17 protein-coding genes are annotated in these 15,803 nt (G+C 67.3%); 14 read left to right on the top strand and 3 right to left on the bottom strand.

What is annotated here, in order from left to right:
• The first annotated feature begins 113 nt into the window (after positions 1-113).
• Positions 114-1,199 carry a helix-turn-helix domain-containing protein gene (locus EZ304_RS08310; protein WP_260678382.1) on the top strand — a complete coding sequence of 362 codons (1,086 nt, stop codon included), beginning with the start codon at positions 114-116 and terminating at the stop codon, positions 1,197-1,199.
• Positions 1,200-1,310: 111 nt separating this feature from the next.
• On the opposite strand, the gene EZ304_RS08305 is transcribed toward EZ304_RS08310, so the two are convergent.
• Positions 1,311-1,793, bottom strand: a complete 483-nt coding sequence (locus EZ304_RS08305; protein WP_005411107.1) for a YajQ family cyclic di-GMP-binding protein — start codon at positions 1,791-1,793, stop codon at positions 1,311-1,313.
• Between the two features lie 91 nt (positions 1,794-1,884).
• On the opposite strand from EZ304_RS08305, the gene EZ304_RS08300 reads away from it, so the two are divergent.
• The 3 genes from EZ304_RS08300 to EZ304_RS08290 all read left to right on the top strand — a co-directional run bounded on the left by EZ304_RS08300 (position 1,885) and on the right by EZ304_RS08290 (position 4,654).
• Positions 1,885-2,781 carry a DMT family transporter gene (locus EZ304_RS08300; protein ID WP_142806776.1) on the top strand — a complete coding sequence of 299 codons (897 nt, stop codon included), beginning with the start codon at positions 1,885-1,887 and terminating at the stop codon, positions 2,779-2,781.
• A gap of 179 nt (positions 2,782-2,960) precedes the next feature.
• On the top strand, positions 2,961-3,968 hold the full coding sequence (locus EZ304_RS08295) for a methionine ABC transporter ATP-binding protein (RefSeq protein WP_099551147.1): 1,008 nt from the start codon (positions 2,961-2,963) through the stop codon (positions 3,966-3,968).
• Positions 3,965-4,654, top strand: a complete 690-nt coding sequence (locus EZ304_RS08290; RefSeq protein ID WP_005411104.1) for a methionine ABC transporter permease — start codon at positions 3,965-3,967, stop codon at positions 4,652-4,654. The genes EZ304_RS08295 and EZ304_RS08290 overlap by 4 nt, the downstream gene beginning before the upstream one ends.
• A 70-nt stretch (positions 4,655-4,724) precedes the next feature.
• Here EZ304_RS08290 and EZ304_RS08285 read toward each other — a convergent pair whose 3' ends face one another.
• On the bottom strand, positions 4,725-5,327 hold the full coding sequence (locus tag EZ304_RS08285) for a lipocalin family protein (RefSeq protein ID WP_099551148.1): 603 nt from the start codon (positions 5,325-5,327) through the stop codon (positions 4,725-4,727).
• 127 nt (positions 5,328-5,454) lie between these two features.
• Between EZ304_RS08285 and EZ304_RS08280 the strand changes: the two genes are divergently transcribed.
• Together EZ304_RS08280 and EZ304_RS08275 are read left to right on the top strand one after the other, a co-directional pair.
• On the top strand, positions 5,455-5,781 hold the full coding sequence (locus EZ304_RS08280; RefSeq protein WP_099551149.1) for a hypothetical protein: 327 nt from the start codon (positions 5,455-5,457) through the stop codon (positions 5,779-5,781).
• Between the two features lie 69 nt (positions 5,782-5,850).
• The gene (locus EZ304_RS08275) at positions 5,851-7,947 is read left to right on the top strand and encodes a prolyl oligopeptidase family serine peptidase (RefSeq protein ID WP_099603833.1); all 2,097 of its coding nucleotides are present in this window, start codon (positions 5,851-5,853) and stop codon (positions 7,945-7,947) included.
• 148 nt (positions 7,948-8,095) lie between these two features.
• Here EZ304_RS08275 and EZ304_RS08270 read toward each other — a convergent pair whose 3' ends face one another.
• A complete protein-coding gene (locus EZ304_RS08270) occupies positions 8,096-9,283 on the bottom strand; it encodes a pyridoxal phosphate-dependent aminotransferase (protein WP_142806775.1) in 1,188 nt (395 codons plus the stop codon).
• Between the two features lie 168 nt (positions 9,284-9,451).
• Between EZ304_RS08270 and EZ304_RS08265 the strand changes: the two genes are divergently transcribed.
• From EZ304_RS08265 to hslV, 8 genes are all read left to right on the top strand, one after another.
• Positions 9,452-11,563: a S9 family peptidase gene (locus tag EZ304_RS08265; protein ID WP_099551152.1), complete on the top strand. Its 2,112-nt coding sequence runs from the start codon at positions 9,452-9,454 to the stop codon at positions 11,561-11,563.
• A gap of 54 nt (positions 11,564-11,617) precedes the next feature.
• Positions 11,618-12,043: a YbaN family protein gene (locus EZ304_RS08260; RefSeq protein WP_099551153.1), complete on the top strand. Its 426-nt coding sequence runs from the start codon at positions 11,618-11,620 to the stop codon at positions 12,041-12,043.
• 82 nt (positions 12,044-12,125) lie between these two features.
• Complete coding sequence (gene lptM / locus EZ304_RS08255; protein WP_142806774.1) at positions 12,126-12,398, top strand: LPS translocon maturation chaperone LptM; 273 nt, start codon at positions 12,126-12,128, stop codon at positions 12,396-12,398.
• A complete protein-coding gene (gene dapF / locus EZ304_RS08250; protein WP_142806773.1) occupies positions 12,391-13,242 on the top strand; it encodes a diaminopimelate epimerase in 852 nt (283 codons plus the stop codon). Before lptM ends, dapF begins: the two co-directional genes overlap by 8 nt.
• Entirely contained in the window at positions 13,239-13,913 is a 675-nt protein-coding gene (locus EZ304_RS08245) for a DUF484 family protein (protein WP_099551156.1), read from the top strand. Before dapF ends, EZ304_RS08245 begins: the two co-directional genes overlap by 4 nt.
• 16 nt (positions 13,914-13,929) lie before the next feature.
• Entirely contained in the window at positions 13,930-14,820 is an 891-nt protein-coding gene (gene xerC / locus EZ304_RS08240; RefSeq protein ID WP_142806772.1) for a tyrosine recombinase XerC, read from the top strand.
• A 77-nt stretch (positions 14,821-14,897) separates the two neighbouring features.
• The gene (locus EZ304_RS08235) at positions 14,898-15,098 is read left to right on the top strand and encodes a DUF3079 domain-containing protein (RefSeq protein ID WP_049456730.1); all 201 of its coding nucleotides are present in this window, start codon (positions 14,898-14,900) and stop codon (positions 15,096-15,098) included.
• A 74-nt stretch (positions 15,099-15,172) separates the two neighbouring features.
• On the top strand, positions 15,173-15,724 hold the full coding sequence (gene hslV, locus EZ304_RS08230) for an ATP-dependent protease subunit HslV (protein WP_005411093.1): 552 nt from the start codon (positions 15,173-15,175) through the stop codon (positions 15,722-15,724).
• The last annotated feature ends 79 nt before the right edge of the window (positions 15,725-15,803 follow it).

The raw sequence follows: 15,803 nt of genomic DNA, 5'->3' as shown, positions 1-15,803 counted from the left end.
ACGGCTCTGACCCCTTGTTGGGTTTCTTGTCTGAATGTCCGATGGAAACGGGAACATTCCGTTGCCGGGACGTAACGCGGCCATGGCGTGCGTGGGTGTACTCTGCTTCCATGATGGCCACGACAGTCGGGCAACAACAGCTGGTCGCCGCGCGCGCTGCGTTCGCGGAAGGCGATACGCAGTCATTGGCGCTGTTGCCATTGCCGCTGCAGCATTCCTGGCAGCGTTCGCGCGCGGCCGGGGTGCAACCAGGGCAGGAGCCCTACTATCCGCCGCTGCAGGGCAATGGCCTGCGCCTGCGCGACCCCGAAGACCGCCGGCTCGCGCGCTGCGTGCAGCCCGAGCTGGAACAGCTGTGGGCGGCGTTTGGCGCGCGGGGCTGGACGATGTTCTGCGCCAACCGCCAGGGCATGGTGATCGCGCAGCAGGCGCACGGCCTGGAGGATGCGCCGCTGCTGCGGCCGATCCAGGTCGGGCGGCAGTTGGGTGAGGCGGAGATCGGCACCACGGCGCCGGCGGTCAGCCTGGCCGATGATGTGCCTGCCCTTGTGCGTGGCAACGAGCATTACCTGCAGCGCTTCGCGCCGGTGTTCTGCCTGAGCGAGCCGCTGCATGACCTGGACGGCCAGGTCTGCGGAGCGATCGATATCACCGGCCTGGGCGAGCGGGATCCGGCGCTGCTGCAGGGCTATTTCCGGCAGGCGGCGCTGGCCAGTGAAAACCGCCTGCTGCAGACGCTCACCGATGTGCACGTGCTGGCCGTGCAGCATGATCCGCGTTGGCTGGCCACGCCCTTGCAGGGCTTGCTGGCGGTGCAGGAAGACGGCCGGCTGCGCGCGGCCAACCGGGTAGCGCGGCGCGTGCTGGGCTTGCCGCGGCGGGGACCGCTGCCGCTGTTGACGATCGATGCGGTGTTTGCCGATGCCAGTGCGGCACAGCGCCGCCGCCTGCTGCAGCCTGGGCCGGCGCATCGGGTGCGGCTGGGCGAGGGCAGTGCGGTCTACCTGCAGCATCTGCGTGCGCCGCGCGCGCTGCGGGTGCGCGCGGTGTCGCCTGCACCCGTGCCTGATGCGCCGCTGCGTGACCAGCAGCGGGAAGCGGCGCGGCGCGCGGCGCGGGCTGCGGAGGGTAATCTCAGCCTGGCCGCCCGCCAGTTGGGTATCTCGCGCACCACGCTGTACAAGCTGCTGCGCGATTAAGCGGGCAGTCCGCCGGGCATGGCCCGGCGCTACCGTTGCAGGCCGGGGGCGCGCCGGGTCATCAGTCGCGCGCCATCCCGGTAGCGCCGGGCCATGCCCGGCGGCGGGTCATCAATCGCGGAAATTGTTGAACTGCAGCGGCAGCTCGAACTTGCCGGCCTTCAGCACGGCGATGGCGTCCTGCAGGTCGTCGCGCTTCTTGCCCTGCACGCGCAGCTTGTCGCCGTTGATCTGGCTTTCCACCTTGAGCTTGGCGTCCTTCAGGGCGGCCGCGATCTTCTTGGCGATCTTCTGCTCGATACCCTGCTTGACGGTGATCTTCTGCCGGGCCTGGGCCAGGTTGGTCTCGATGTCGCCGAACTCCAGGCTGAGCACATCAATGCCGCGTGCGGCCAGGCGTGCGCGGAGGATGTCGTTCATCTGCTTGAGCTGGAATTCGGTCGGCGCGAACTGGTTGATGACATCGCCGTCGCGCTCGAACTTTGCGTCCACGCCCTTGAAGTCGAAGCGGGTGGCCAGTTCACGGTTGGCCTGGTCGATGGCGTTGGTCAGCTCGTGGGTGTCGACTTCGGACACGACGTCGAAGGAAGGCATGGGCGTGGCTCCGCAGAATTCAGTGGTCACCATTCTATCGCGGCGCCCATGCCCGGCGCCCAGCGGGGCGCGCGGTCGGCGATAATGGGCCATGAACGTGCAACGCTCCCCTTCGCGTGCGGTGGCCTGGATGGTCGCTGCGGTCGCCTGTTTCTCGCTGATGGACGCTGGCATGAAGCAGTTGTCGGCCAGCTATCCCACCCTGGAAGTGACCTTCCTGCGCGGCGCGGCCTCGTTGCCGTTCGTGCTGGTCTGGGTGCTGGTCAGTGCCGGCCCGCGCTCGCTGGTGCCGCGGCGTTGGGGCCTGCACCTGCTGCGCGGCGCGCTGGGCATGGCGATGATCGGCTGCTTCGTGTTCGCCCTGCGCGACCTGCCGCTGTCCACCGCCTACACCATCTATTTCGTTGCTCCGCTGTTGATCGCTGCACTCTCGGTGCCGCTGCTCGGTGAACGGGTCGGGCCGCGGCGCTGGGTCGCCATCGGCATCGGCCTGATCGGCGTGCTGGTGGTGCTGCGGCCCGGCGTGGATGGCTTCATCTCGGTGCCGGGGCTGATGGTGCTGGCCGCCGCCACCGCCTATGCCGTGGCCGCGATCACCGTCAGCCTGCTGACCCGCACGGATACTTCGCAGTCGATGGTGGTCTGGTTCCTGGTGATCATGGCGATCGGCGCGGGCCTGCTGGCCCTTCCCGGCTGGGTACCGCTGCAGCTGGCGCATGCGCCGCTGATCGCCGGCATGGGCCTGGCCGGGGCACTGGGCCAGATCGCCCTGACCAAGGCCTTCCAGCTGGGCGAGGCGTCGATGATCGCGCCGTTGGAGTACAGCGGCCTGGTCTGGGTGATCGGTTGGGACCTGGCCTTCTGGGGCCAGCTGCCGGACGGCTACACCTGGGTGGGTGCGGCGATCATCGTGGCCTCAGGCCTGTATCTGCTGCATCGCGAGCGCCTGAACCGGGTACAGCCGCCGAAGCCGCTGGATCATCCCTGAGCCGGTTGGGTCAGGGAATGGGGTCAGAGCCCCTGCGGGGATCCGACCCCGGCCAATGCGTCGGTGCGGGCGTCTTAGAACCAAAAGGAATAACATTCTGGCCCATGGCGCGGGCGCGCGAGCGCCGGCGCTGGTAGGCTGCACGCCCCCTTCCGTCACCCAGCCGGTGAGCCACGCCCGTGATCGAGTTCCAGCGCCTGCACAAATCCTATGCCGTTGCCGGTCGCGAAGTCAGCGCGCTGCAACCGCTGGACCTGACCATCGAAGCCGGTGAGGTCTTCGGCATCATCGGCCATTCCGGCGCCGGCAAGTCGACCCTGATCCGCATGATCAACCGCCTGGAAGAGCCCAGCGGTGGCCGTCTTCTGATCGGCGGTGAGGATGTCACTGCACTGGACGCGGACGGCCTGCGCGCGCTGCGCAGGCGCATCGGCATGATCTTCCAGCACTTCAACCTGCTGTCTTCGCGCACGGTGGCGGGCAACGTCGCCTTCCCGCTGGAGCTGGCCGGCACGCCGAAAGCGGAGATCGATGCGCGTGTGGCCGAGCTGCTGCAGACCGTTGGCCTCGAAACGCACGCGCAGAAGTACCCGGCACAGCTGTCCGGTGGCCAGAAGCAGCGCGTCGGCATCGCCCGCGCGCTGGCAACGCGCCCGCAGATCCTGCTGTGCGACGAGGCGACCAGTGCACTCGACCCGCAGACCACCGCATCGGTGCTTTCGCTGCTGTCGAAGATCAATCGCGAGCTGGGCCTGACCATCGTGCTGATCACCCACGAGATGGATGTGATCCGCCGCGTCTGCGACCGCGTCGCGGTACTCGACGCCGGCCAGATGGTCGAGACCGGGCCGGTCACCCGGGTGTTCCTGCACCCGCAGCACCCGACCACGCGCCGTTTCGTCAGCGAATCGGAGCATGTGGACGAGGGCACGCTGCACCGCGATTTCGATGCCGTCGGGGGCCGCATCGTGCGGCTGACCTTCCTGGGTGGCGACACCTACGAACCGCTGCTCGGCAGCGTCGCGCGCGAGACCGGGGTCGACTACAACATCCTGTCCGGCCGTATCGACCGGATCAAGGACACCCCGTATGGCCAGCTGGTGGTTGCCCTGGTGGGCGGCGACCAGTCCGCCGCGCAGGCCGCGTTCGTGGCCGCCGGCGTGCATGTTGAGGAACTGCGTCGATGATCATCGCTACTGCCGGCGGCTTCTTCCGCCACCTGGATGCGGGCAAGTGGGCGGACATCGGCCAGGCCACCATCGACACGCTGCTGATGCTGCTGGGTTCGCTGCCGCTGACCCTGGCCATCGGCCTGCCCTTGGGCGTGCTGCTGTACCTGTTTGGTGCACCGCAGATGAAGCGCCGTCCATTCGCCTATGGCGTGCTGGCGTTGGTGGTGAACCTGCTGCGTTCAGTGCCTTTCATCATTCTGATGATCGTGCTGATTCCGGTCACCCTGTTCCTGATGGGGACGTCGCTGGGCGTGCGTGGTGCGATCGTGCCGCTGGTGATCGGTGCCGCGCCGTTCTACGCGCGCCTGGTCGAGACCGCACTGCGTGAAGTCGACCGGGGCGTGATCGAGGCGACCCAGGCGATGGGCGCCACCACCTGGCAGCTGGTCACCCGCGTGCTGCTGCCCGAAGCGCGCCCCGGCCTGATTGCCGGTGCGACGGTCACCACCGTCGCGCTGATCGGTTTCACCGCCATGGGCGGCGCGATCGGTTCCGGTGGCCTCGGCGACCTGGCGTTCCGCGATGGCTACCAGCGCTCGCACACCGACGTGGCCTTGGTCACGGTGGTCCTGCTGCTGATCCTGGTACAACTGCTGCAGATGCTCGGCGACCGCCTGGTCGCGCATTACAGCCGCAGATAACAGAATGCCGGGCGGTGCCCGGCATCTCATTCGGGTAGTGCCGGCCGCTGGCCGGCAATCCCACGTGCGGTCAACGCACGTTCGGTACTTCGTAACCCAGCTTGCCAACCTGCTCCGGGTGCTGCGGCACGCGCTTGAGCTTGTCGGTGTTCACGCCGTACTCGTCGCGCAGGCGTTCGGCCAGCTCTTTGTACAGCGCCTTGTCCATGTCCGGCGTGCGCGAGAAGATCCAGGCCATCTCACGGCCGGGGTAGCCGATCAGCGCCCAGGAATAATCCGGCGCCACTTCCAGTACCCGCGAATGGGTCGGCACGACGCGGTAGAACCAGGTACGCCAGCCGTGGTTGCCGCTGTCCGGGTCGACGCTGGCTCGCGCGCGCACTTCCTGCAGTGGTTCGCCGAAGCCATCACGGTAGCGGTAGGTGATGCCGACCTTGTGCGCGTCGCGCAGCTCGTACTCGTTGACGCTGGCGACATGGCCACGTTCGATGAAGTTCGGCACGCGGCCGATCACATACCAGGTGCCCATGAAGCGCTTCAGGTCGATCGGTGCGTCCAGGGCAGCTGCACCAGAGGTGCTGGTATGGGGCGACGGCGGCTCACTGGCGGCCACTGCGGGGCCGGCCAGGGAAAGGGCCAGCAGCGCGGCGCAGAGCGGGCGGATCGAAGTCATGCGGGAGCGGGCTCCAGTGGGCTTGCACGCGCATGGTCGACTGTGTGCACGCGATCCGTCAATGGTGTCGCAACCTGTGAGAAGGCCCTTGCCCAAGCTGTGTTGCATTGTCCACCGGAGAAGCCCCATGAACGCACGTTCCGCTCGTCGCCCTGCAACTGAACGCGTCATCATTGAACGCGCCGATCCACGCCTGCTGCGCAGCGTGCGGCAGGTGGCGCTGGCCGGCCTGGCGCTGGTGCTGGTCTGGCCAGCCGCGCGCGGCAGCAGCGCCTGGCTGGGTTGGTTGCCGATGTGGCTGGTGGGCATGCCGCTGGTGGCCTGGTGGGCGCTGCTGCGCTTCCCGCTGCCGGGACTGTCGTGGCTGCGGCTGGCCCGGCGTACCGGTGGACAGGCCCGTCGTCGCGCCGGCGGGACACCCCGTCGCCGTCGTGGCGCTGCGGCCACGGCCTGACCTTCGACACGGGGGCGGCTGCAGCGATCCATGCTAGCGTTCCACGGCTTATGACTGCCTGGAGCTGCAATGTCTCGACTCGCTTCCGCCTGCCTGTTGGCCGGCATGATGACCGCTGCCTCGGTGGGGACCGCCGTGGCTGCTGAAGACACCGATCGCTACGCCTGGCTGGAGGACGTCACCGGCGACAAGCCGCTGTCCTGGGTCAAGGAACAGAACGCCAAGTCCGAAGCGCGCCTTGCGCAGACCCCGGCCTTCAAGCAGATGGAGACCAGCATCCGCGAGGTGCTCGACTCCGACGCCAAGATTCCCGCCGTGCAGAAGATCGGCGACTACTACTACAACTTCTGGAAGGACCAGCAGCACGAACGCGGCCTGTGGCGGCGCACTACGCTGGCCGAGTACCGCAAGGCCTCGCCGCAGTGGGAAACCGTGCTCGACCTGGATGCGCTGAACAAGGCCGAGGGCGAGAACTGGGTCTGGCACGGTGCCGACTGCCTGCGCCCGGACTACAGCCGCTGCCTGATCGCGCTGTCGCGCGGCGGTGCCGATGCCGACGTCACCCGCGAATTCGATCTGTCCAGCAAGAGCTGGATCAAGGACGGCTTCTTCCGTCCCGAGTCGAAGGGCGGCCTGAACTGGATCGATCGCGATACCGTGTTCGTCTACACCGACTTCGGTGCCGGCTCGATGACCACCTCCGGCTACCCGCGCGTGGCCAAGCTGTGGAAGCGTGGTACGCCGATGGCCTCCGCCAGCGTGGTGTATGAAGGCAAGCCGGAAGACATGTACATCGCGGCGATGCACGATGACACCCCGGGCTTCGAACGCAACCTGGTCAGCCGCACGCTGGCGTTCTACAACAACGAGATCTACCTGCGTGGCGACGATGGCACGCTGACCAAGATCGACGCGCCGAACTCGGCCGAGAAGGGCCTGCACAAGCAGTGGCTGACCCTGGAACTGCGGGATCCGTGGACCGTGGGTGGCAAGACCTATGCGTCCGGTTCGCTGCTGGCGACCCGGCTGGATGACTTCCTGGCCGGCAAGCGCGAATTCGACGTGCTGTTCACCCCGACCGCGACCACCTCGCTGGCCGGAGCCACCTGGACCAAGAGCCATCTGGTGCTGAACGTGCTGGATGACGTCAAGAACCGCCTGTCGGTGCTGACTCCGGGCGCCAATGGCTGGCAGACCAGCCGCTTCGTCGGCGCGCCGGCCTTCGGCACGCTGGGCGTGGGCGCGGTCGACAGCAACGACAGCGACGCGGTGTGGCTGACCGCCACCGACTACCTGACCCCGACCACCCTGGCGCTGGCCGAGATCGGGCAGGCCCCGGAAACGCTGAAGACCATGCCGGCCTTCTTCGATGCCAAGGGCAAGGTGATCGAGCAGCACTTCGCCACCAGCAAGGACGGCACCCGCGTGCCGTACTTCGTGGTGCACGACAAGGCCATGAAGCTGGACGGCTCCAACCCGACCCTGCTGTACGGCTACGGTGGTTTCGAGATCTCGCTGACCCCGGGCTACTCCGGCGGCATGGGCCGCGCCTGGCTGGAGAAGGGCGGCGTGTACGTGGTTGCCAACATCCGTGGCGGCGGCGAGTACGGACCGCGCTGGCACCAGGCGGCGCTGAAGCAGAACCGCCACAAGGCCTATGAAGACATGGCCGCCGTGGCACGCGATCTGGTCAAGCGCAAGATCACCAGCGCCAAGCACCTGGGCGTGCAGGGCGGCAGCAACGGTGGCCTGCTGACCGGCAACATGCTGACCCAGTACCCGGAGCTGTTCGGTGCGGTGGTGGTGCAGGTGCCGCTGCTGGACATGAAGCGCTACAGCCACCTGCTGGCCGGTGCGTCGTGGATGGCCGAGTATGGCAACCCGGACACCAGCGACTGGGAGTTCATCAAGACCTTCTCGCCGTACCACCTGTTCGATGCGAAGAAGAGCTACCCGCCGGTGCTGTTCACCACCTCCACCCGCGATGACCGCGTGCACCCGGGCCATGCCCGCAAGATGGCGGCGAAGATGATCGATGCCGGCAAGGATGTGACCTACTACGAGAACATCGAAGGTGGCCACGGCGGCGCAGCCAACAACGCGCAGGCCGCACACATGTCGGCGCTGGCCTACAGCTTCCTGTGGGAGCGGTTGGGCGGCAAGTAAGCAGAACGGAAAACGCCGCCCACCAGGGCGGCGTTTTTTGTTGGGGCCACGTATCCACGCATGGCGTGGATCTACCCATGAACGCCACGCATGGCGTGGATCTACCAGTAGAGCCACGCCATGCGTGGATGCCGTTCGCGCCAGGCGATCAGGCGCCCCAGCTTTTCAACCCACGCGCAATCCGCTCCACCGCCTCCTGCAATCGCGGCACTTCCTGCGTGTAGGCCAACCGCACGTGCTGGTTCGCACGGTGGAAGCCGAAATCCAGCCCCGGCGTGAATGCCACGTGCTCGGTTTCCAGGAAGTGGGCGCAGAACGCCTGCGCGTCATCGGTGAATGCGCTGACATCGGCGTAAAGGTAGAACGCGCCCTGCGGTTCAACCTCGATGCGGAAGCCCAGTTCACGCAATGCCGGCAACAGGAAGTCGCGGCGCTGGCGGAAGGCTTCGCGACGCTGCTCGAAGATCGCCATCGCTTCCTCGCTGAAACAGGCGAGGGCGGCATGCTGGGCGATGCTCGACGCGCTGATGTACAGGTTCTGCGCCAGCTTCTCCAGATCAGGTACCGCCGCCGGCGGTGCCACCAGCCAGCCCAACCGCCAGCCGGTCATGCCGAAGTACTTGGAGAAACTGTTCAGCACGAACGCGCTGTCATCCACCTGCAGCACGCTGGGCGCATCCAATCCGTAGGTGAGGCCGTGGTAGATCTCGTCCACCACCAGGTGGCCGCCGCGCGCATGCAGGGTCTTCGACAGTGCTGCCAGTTCCTCGGCGGACAACACGGTGCCGGTCGGGTTGGCCGGTGAGGCGACCAGCGCGCCGACGCTGTCGCCATTCCAATGCTGTTCCACCAGCGACGGTGTGAGCTGGTAGGCGGTGTCCGGGCCGACCGGCACCAGCTGTGCGCCGCCTTCAACGAGGCGCAGGAAATGGCGGTTGCACGGATAGCCGGGATCGGCCAGCAGCCAGTGGCGGCCGGGGTCGACCAGCAGGCTGCTGGCCAGCAGCAGCGCGCCGGAGCCGCCGGGGGTGACCAGGATGCGCTCGGGGTCGATATCCAGCCCGTAGTGGCTGCGATAGAAGCCGCTGATCGCCTGGCGCAGGGCCGGCAGGCCACGTGCAGCGGTGTAGCGGGTATGGCCGGCGGCCAGTGCGGCCTGTCCGGCACGCACGATCGGTTCGGCGGTGGTGAAGTCCGGTTCGCCGATCTCCAGATGGATCACGTCGTGGCCGGCCTGTTCCAGCGCCTGCGCGCGGGCCAGCAGGGACATCACGTGGAACGGGGCGATTTCATGGCTGCGCCGGCTGTAGCCCGGCGTGTGGGGCAGGGTGCTCATGCGCCCATGGTACGCCGCGCGTCCAGGTCGTGCCGGCCGCTGGCCGGCACGACCCATGACGATCCGCAGGGTTGCCGGGTCGCCGGGATTGGGGTCAGATCCCTTTTCGGGGAAAGGGATCCGACCCCGTCGGAGACCATTGCATTGATGCGCCAGGAGCCTTATCTCATGAAGTCCACCCTCTGCCTGTTGCTTGCCAGCCTGATGACCACCACCGCTACCGCCGCCACGCCGCCCGTTCCGCCGGATGCCGCCAAGCACCCGCATGTGGTCAAGGCGCCCTTTGGCGCCACCCGCAACGATGACTACTACTGGCTGCGCGACGACAAGCGCGAGAACAAGGACATGCTGGCCTACCTGCAGGCCGAGAATGCCTATGCCGACCAGCTGCTGGCGCCGCTGAAGCCGCTGGAGGACACCCTGTACAAGGAGATCGTCGGCCGCATCAAGCAGGACGATTCCAGCGTGCCGGCGCGTGAGCGCGGCTACTGGTACTACAGCCGCTTCGAGACCGGCCAGGACTACCCGATCCATGCGCGCCGCAAGGGCAGCATGGATGCCGCCGAGGAAGTCCTGCTGGACGTCAACACGATGGCGGCCGGCAAGGGCTACTTCAGTGTCGGCTCGATGGAGGTCAGCCAGGACAACCAGCTGCTGGCATGGGCCGATGATGACGTCGGCCGCCGCCAGTACACGATCCGCTTCAAGGACCTGGCCACCGGGAAGGTGCTGCCCGATGTGATCACCGGCAGCTCCGGCGACCTGGTCTGGGCCGACGACAACCGCACCGTGCTGTATGTCGAGAACGATCCGGAAACCCTGCTGACCGTGCGCGTGAAGAAGCACGTGCTGGGCACCCCGGCCAGCGCCGACACCGTCGTCTACGAAGAGAAGGACGACAGCTTCTACATGGGCATCGGCCGCACCCGCGACGATCGCTTCATCACCATCGGCGTGCACAGCACCGTGTCCTCGGAAGAGCGCTACGCGCCGGCCAGCGACCCGACCACCTTCACCGTGCTGGCGCCGCGCCAGCGCGATGTCGAGTACGACGCCGACCACTACGACGGCCGCTGGGTGATCCGCACCAATGACGGTGCGAAGAACTTCAAGCTGGTCACCGCACCGACCGATGCCACCTCGCGCGCGCAGTGGAAGGACTGGATCGCGCATGACGATGCCGTGTTCATCGAAGGCTTCGAACTGTTCGACAGCTACACCGCCATCGCCGAACGTTCCGAGGGCCTGGAACGCATCCGCCTGCTGTTCAAGGACGGCCGCAGCGATTACGTGAAGGCCGACGAACCGGCGTATTCCATGGGCCTGGGCGACAACACCGAGGCCGACACGCCGTGGCTGCGCTACGTCTACACCTCGATGACCACCCCGACCACGGTGTTCGAACTGAATACCGCCACCGGCGAGCGGCGGCAGCTGAAGGTGCAGCCGGTGATCGGCTATGACGCGTCGAAGTACGAAACCGACCGTGTCTGGATCACCGCGCGCGATGGCGTGAAGGTACCGGTGTCGCTGGTCTACCGCAAGGGCTACCAGAAGGATGGCAAGGGCGCGCTGTTCCAGTACGCCTATGGCAGCTACGGCATGTCGATGGACCCGTATTTCAACCAGACCGCGGTGAGCCTGCTCGACCGCGGCGTGGTGTATGCCATCGCCCACATCCGCGGTGGCCAGGAAATGGGCCGCGACTGGTACGAGAACGGCAAGCTGCTGCACAAGCAGAACACCTTCAACGACTTCATCGACGTCACCCGTGGACTGGTGGCGCAGGGCTGGGCGGCGAAGGATCGCGTCGCCGCGTCCGGTGGCAGCGCCGGTGGCCTGCTGATGGGCGCGGTGGCCAACCAGGCCCCGCAGGATTACCGCGTGATGGTGGCGCAGGTGCCGTTCGTCGACGTGGTCACCACCATGCTCGACCCGACCATTCCGCTGACCACCAACGAGTACGACGAGTGGGGCAACCCCGAACAGAAGCAGTATTACGACTACATGCTGTCCTACTCGCCCTACGACAACGTGAAGCAGCAGGCGTACCCGGCGCTGTTCGTGGGTACCGGCCTGTGGGATTCGCAGGTGCAGTACTGGGAACCGGCCAAGTGGGTGGCCAAGCTGCGTGACGACAACACCGGCCACTACCCGATCCTGTTCCGCACCAACATGGAAGCCGGCCACGGTGGCAAGTCGGGGCGCTTCCAGCGCTACCGCGAGCTGTCCGAGTCGTACGCGTTCGTGCTGCAGCAGCTGGGCATCGTCCAGCCGTAATGACGCAGGGGTGCCGGGCGTTGCCGGGCACCCCGAACCGGTATCCTTGCGGCCATGAGCCAGCCCGAACCCCCTGCACCCCGCGATACCGCCACGCCACCGCGCGTGGTGCGCTTCCGCTGGGCGTGGTGGCTGCTGGCCTACGTCAGTCTGGGCACCGGCATTGTCGGCATCTTCGTGCCGGGCCTGCCTACCACCGTATTCATCCTGATCTCGGCGTGGGCCGCCTCGCGCGGATCCGAACGCCTGCACACCTGGCTGCTGCAGCATCCGCGCTTCGGCCCGGCCATCGCCAACTGGCAGGCGCATGGTGCAGTCAGCCGCTACGGCAAGTGGATGGCCACGATCACCATGGCGGTATGCGCCGGCATCATGCTGTGGTGCGTGCCGATTGCCTGGGTGAAGTGGTTCTCGATCGGCAGCATGACCGTGGTGGCGATCTGGCTGTGGACCCGGCCGCTGCCGCCGCCTGCGGATTGACCGCCTGCGGTGGTGCCGGCCGCTGGCCGGCAACCCGATCCCCTGCACCAACCGCTCAGCCGCCAATGGCTATACTCGGGGCATGAAGATCCCCCATCGAAACGCCATCCTGATTCCGCTGGCAGCGGCTTCGCTGCTGTTCCTCGCCGCCTGCGGCAACAAGGGCCCGCTGGTGCTGCCGCAGAAGCCGGTGCCGGTGGAAGAAACCGTCGAACCGGTTGCCGAGCCCGCTACCGAAGCGACCCCGGTGGAGACCCAGGGCAGCGGCACTCCGGCCACGACCGTGGACCCGGCTGTACCGACCACGCAACCGGCGCCTGCGCCTGCGAAGAAGGTGGGCGGCGGGAATGAGTAAGGCCGGTTCCAAGGCGCTGCGCTTCAGCAAGATGCATGGCGCAGGCAATGATTTCGTAGTGATCGACCTGCGTGACGGCACCGCGCCGCCCACGCCTGAACTGGCCGCGCGCCTGGCCGACCGCCACACCGGCGTCGGCTGCGATCAGATCCTGACCATCGAGGCACCGCGCGCGGAAGGCTCGGTGGCTTCGTACCGCATCTGGAATGCCGACGGTTCCAACTCCGAGCAGTGCGGCAACGGCGCGCGCTGCATCGCGGCCTGGCTGGTGCGCGAAGGCAGTGCGCAGGGTGATCAGTTCGTCATCGACAGCCCGCTGGCCAGCCATGAGGTGAAGGTGCTTGGCGATGGTCAATTCGCGGTGACCATGGGCGTGCCTGCGTTCGAGCCGGCCAACGTGCCGCTGATGGGCTTTGCCCATGCGCGCGAGGAGTACCTGCTGCCGCTGCAGGGCGAAAGCGTACGCTTCGCCGCGGTGTCGATGGGCAATCCGCACGCGGTGATCGAAGTGGGCCTGATCGATGCGGCACCGGTCGAACGCGTCGGTGCGCTGCTGCAGCAGCATGCGTCGTTCCCGCGCTCGGTGAACGTGGGCTTCGCCCAGGTGATGGGCCCGGCGCATGCACGTCTGCGTGTGTTCGAGCGCGGCGTCGGCGAAACCCTGGCCTGCGGCAGCGGCGCCTGTGCCGCAGCAGTGACCCTGATGCAGCGCGGTCGCCTGCAGCGCGATGCGCGCATCAGCCTGCCCGGGGGTGACCTGCGCATCCAGTGGCCGGGCGATGGCCAACCGGTGGTGATGGCCGGCCCGACCGCATTTGTCTTCGAAGGGGAGTGGATCGCATGACCGAAACCGTCGACAAGCTCGGAGCCCATGAAGTCGCTGCCTGGTTGCGGCGACATCCCGGCTTCCTCAAGCAGTTCCCGGACCTGGCCCTGACCCTGGTGGTACCGCGCGACGACGGCCCGACCGCGTCGCTGGCCAGCTACCAGCTGGAAGTGCTGCGCGAGAAGAACCGCGAGCTGGCGCGACGGTTGGCCGATCTGGGCGCCACCGCCCAGGTCAATGAACGCCTGGCAGTGCGCACGCACCAGCTGACCCTGGCGCTGATGAAGCAGGACAACGCGGCCGATACCCTGCGTGCGATGGCTGCCTCGCTGCAGGAAGACTTTGCCGGCGATCTGGTGCGACTGGTGGTGCATGCACCGGTGGCCGGGCTGGAACAGGCCGACTGGCTGCAGGTGATCGCTGCCGATGATGCGCAGCTGGGCCCGTTCCGCGACTGCCTTAAGGACGGCGAGCCGATCTGCGGCCGCCTGCAGCCGGAGAAGAATGCCGTGCTGTATGGCGTGCGCAGCGAGGAGGTGCAGACCACCGCACTGCTGCCGCTGCCGGGCGTGGGCCTGATCGCGGTCGGCAGCCACGATCCGAACCGCTTCTATCCGGGCATGGGCACGCTGTTCCTGCGCATGATGGGCGACGCGCTGGTCACCGGCCTGAAGCGCTTCGCGGGCTGAGCAGGACGCCACGACGATGAGCGCGGTACAGGCCTTCCTGCAACATCTGCAGGTGGAGCGGCGGATGTCGGCGCATACGCTCGACGCCTACCGTCGCGACCTGGACGCGCTGTCGGCCTGGGCGGAGCCGCGTGGTGTAGCGGTGGAGGCACTCGATGCCGACGCGCTGCGCCAGTTTGTTGCCGATGAACATCGCCGTGGCCTGTCCGCGAAGAGCCTGCAGCGCAGGTTGTCGGCGTGCCGTAGCTTCTATGCCTGGCTGCTCAAGCACGGGCGCATCGAGGTCAGTCCGGCGGCGACGCTGAAGGCGCCGCGTGCGCCGCGCCGGTTGCCGCAGGTGCTTGATGCCGACGAAGCCGTGCAGTTGGTCGAGCTGGAACCGGAAGGCGAGCTCGGCCGCCGCGACCGCGCGTTGCTGGAACTGTTCTACTCCTCCGGCCTGCGCCTGAGCGAAGTCTGCGCGCTGACCTGGCGTGATCTGGATTTCGCTAGCGGCCTGGTCAACGTGCTGGGCAAGGGCAATCGCCAACGCCGCGTGCCGTTCGGCCGGCCGGCGCGCGAAGCGCTGCAGGCGTGGCGTACGGAGAGTGGTGGTGGCCCGGCCTCGCCGGTGTTTCCCGGCCGCAACGGGCCGATCAGCCAACGCGCGGTGCAGATCCGCATCCGCCAGCTGGCGCGGCGCCAGGGCCTGTTCAAGCACGTGCATCCGCACATGCTGCGGCACAGCTTCGCCAGCCATATCCTGGAATCGTCCGGCGATCTGCGTGGCGTGCAGGAGCTGCTGGGCCATGCCGACATCGCCACCACCCAGATCTACACCCACCTCGATTTCCAGCACCTGGCCAAGGTCTACGACGCCGCGCATCCGCGCGCGAAGCGCCGCAGCAGGGACGACAAGGCTGAATAGACCGCCCTTGACCTGGATCAGGGCGGGGCAGGGCGCACCAGCGCATCGTGGCCGCAGGCCACGAGGAGCTGCCGACCATGGCAAAGCCCATTCCCCTGCATCCCAAGCATCCCGAGCGCATCTGCTGGGGCTGCGACCGCTACTGCGCCGCTGACGCACTGGCCTGCGGCAACGGCTCCGGCCGCACCCAGCACCCGATCGAGACGCAGGGCGAAGACTGGTACCTCGCCTGGGGGATCGAGCCGAATCCGGATCGGCCATCGCACGCCAAGCGCTGAACGGCAGCCATCCGCACAGGCTTGATCGCACCCGGCGCTGTCCCCATGTCCCGTGAACAGCTATCGGAGGCCGCATGGACCCCAGTCAGAATCCCAATGTTTTCCACGCCACCACCATCGTCTGCGTCCGTCGCGGCGAGCACGTGGCCATTGCCGGCGACGGTCAGGTCACGCTGGGCCACACCGTGATGAAGGGTAATGCGCGCAAGGTGCGCCGCCTTGGCCGTGATGGCCAGGTGCTGGCCGGCTTCGCCGGTGCCGCCGCCGACGCGTTCACCCTGTTCGAGCTGTTCGAGGCCAAGCTGGAAAAGCACGGCCAGCTGCAGCGCGCTGCGGTCGAGCTGGCCAAGGATTGGCGCACCGAGCGCCGCCTGGGCAAGCTCGAGGCCCTGCTGGCAGTGGCCGACAAGGAAACCTCGCTGATCATCAGCGGCACCGGCGATGTGATCGAACCGGAGGACGGCATCATCGCCATCGGCTCGGGTGGTTCCTATGCGCTGTCGGCCGCACGTGCGTTGATGGCGCACACCGAACTGGATGCGCGCACCATCGCCAGCGAAGCGATCGGCATTGCCGGCGATATCTGCATCTACACCAACCGCAACGTGGTGGTCGAGGAGCTGTGAGGGTCGTGCCGGCTGCTGGCCGGCAACCTCATGATCCCCCGCACGCGTGCCTGGTTGCCGGCCAGCGGCCGGCACTACC

It is taken from the genome of Stenotrophomonas maltophilia, assembly GCF_006974125.1.
GTDB lineage: Bacteria > Pseudomonadota > Gammaproteobacteria > Xanthomonadales > Xanthomonadaceae > Stenotrophomonas > Stenotrophomonas maltophilia_O.
The sequence above is the reverse complement of the archived record's forward strand: the minus strand, read 5'-3'. Positions and strand labels throughout refer to the sequence as shown.

Excerpts from the sequence above, each read along its gene's own strand:
- EZ304_RS08310 (WP_260678382.1), top strand. The coding sequence starts at position 114 with ATGGCCACGACAGTCGGGCAACAACAGCTGGTCGCCGCGCGCGCTGCG.
- EZ304_RS08305 (WP_005411107.1), bottom strand. The coding sequence starts at position 1,793 with ATGCCTTCCTTCGACGTCGTGTCCGAAGTCGACACCCACGAGCTGACC.
- EZ304_RS08300 (WP_142806776.1), top strand. The coding sequence starts at position 1,885 with ATGAACGTGCAACGCTCCCCTTCGCGTGCGGTGGCCTGGATGGTCGCT.
- EZ304_RS08290 (WP_005411104.1), top strand. The coding sequence starts at position 3,965 with ATGATCATCGCTACTGCCGGCGGCTTCTTCCGCCACCTGGATGCGGGC.
- EZ304_RS08285 (WP_099551148.1), bottom strand. The coding sequence starts at position 5,327 with ATGACTTCGATCCGCCCGCTCTGCGCCGCGCTGCTGGCCCTTTCCCTG.
- EZ304_RS08280 (WP_099551149.1), top strand. The coding sequence starts at position 5,455 with ATGAACGCACGTTCCGCTCGTCGCCCTGCAACTGAACGCGTCATCATT.
- EZ304_RS08275 (WP_099603833.1), top strand. The coding sequence starts at position 5,851 with ATGTCTCGACTCGCTTCCGCCTGCCTGTTGGCCGGCATGATGACCGCT.
- EZ304_RS08270 (WP_142806775.1), bottom strand. The coding sequence starts at position 9,283 with ATGAGCACCCTGCCCCACACGCCGGGCTACAGCCGGCGCAGCCATGAA.
- EZ304_RS08265 (WP_099551152.1), top strand. The coding sequence starts at position 9,452 with ATGAAGTCCACCCTCTGCCTGTTGCTTGCCAGCCTGATGACCACCACC.
- EZ304_RS08260 (WP_099551153.1), top strand. The coding sequence starts at position 11,618 with ATGAGCCAGCCCGAACCCCCTGCACCCCGCGATACCGCCACGCCACCG.
- lptM (WP_142806774.1), top strand. The coding sequence starts at position 12,126 with ATGAAGATCCCCCATCGAAACGCCATCCTGATTCCGCTGGCAGCGGCT.
- dapF (WP_142806773.1), top strand. The coding sequence starts at position 12,391 with ATGAGTAAGGCCGGTTCCAAGGCGCTGCGCTTCAGCAAGATGCATGGC.
- EZ304_RS08245 (WP_099551156.1), top strand. The coding sequence starts at position 13,239 with ATGACCGAAACCGTCGACAAGCTCGGAGCCCATGAAGTCGCTGCCTGG.
- xerC (WP_142806772.1), top strand. The coding sequence starts at position 13,930 with ATGAGCGCGGTACAGGCCTTCCTGCAACATCTGCAGGTGGAGCGGCGG.
- EZ304_RS08235 (WP_049456730.1), top strand. The coding sequence starts at position 14,898 with ATGGCAAAGCCCATTCCCCTGCATCCCAAGCATCCCGAGCGCATCTGC.
- hslV (WP_005411093.1), top strand. The coding sequence starts at position 15,173 with ATGGACCCCAGTCAGAATCCCAATGTTTTCCACGCCACCACCATCGTC.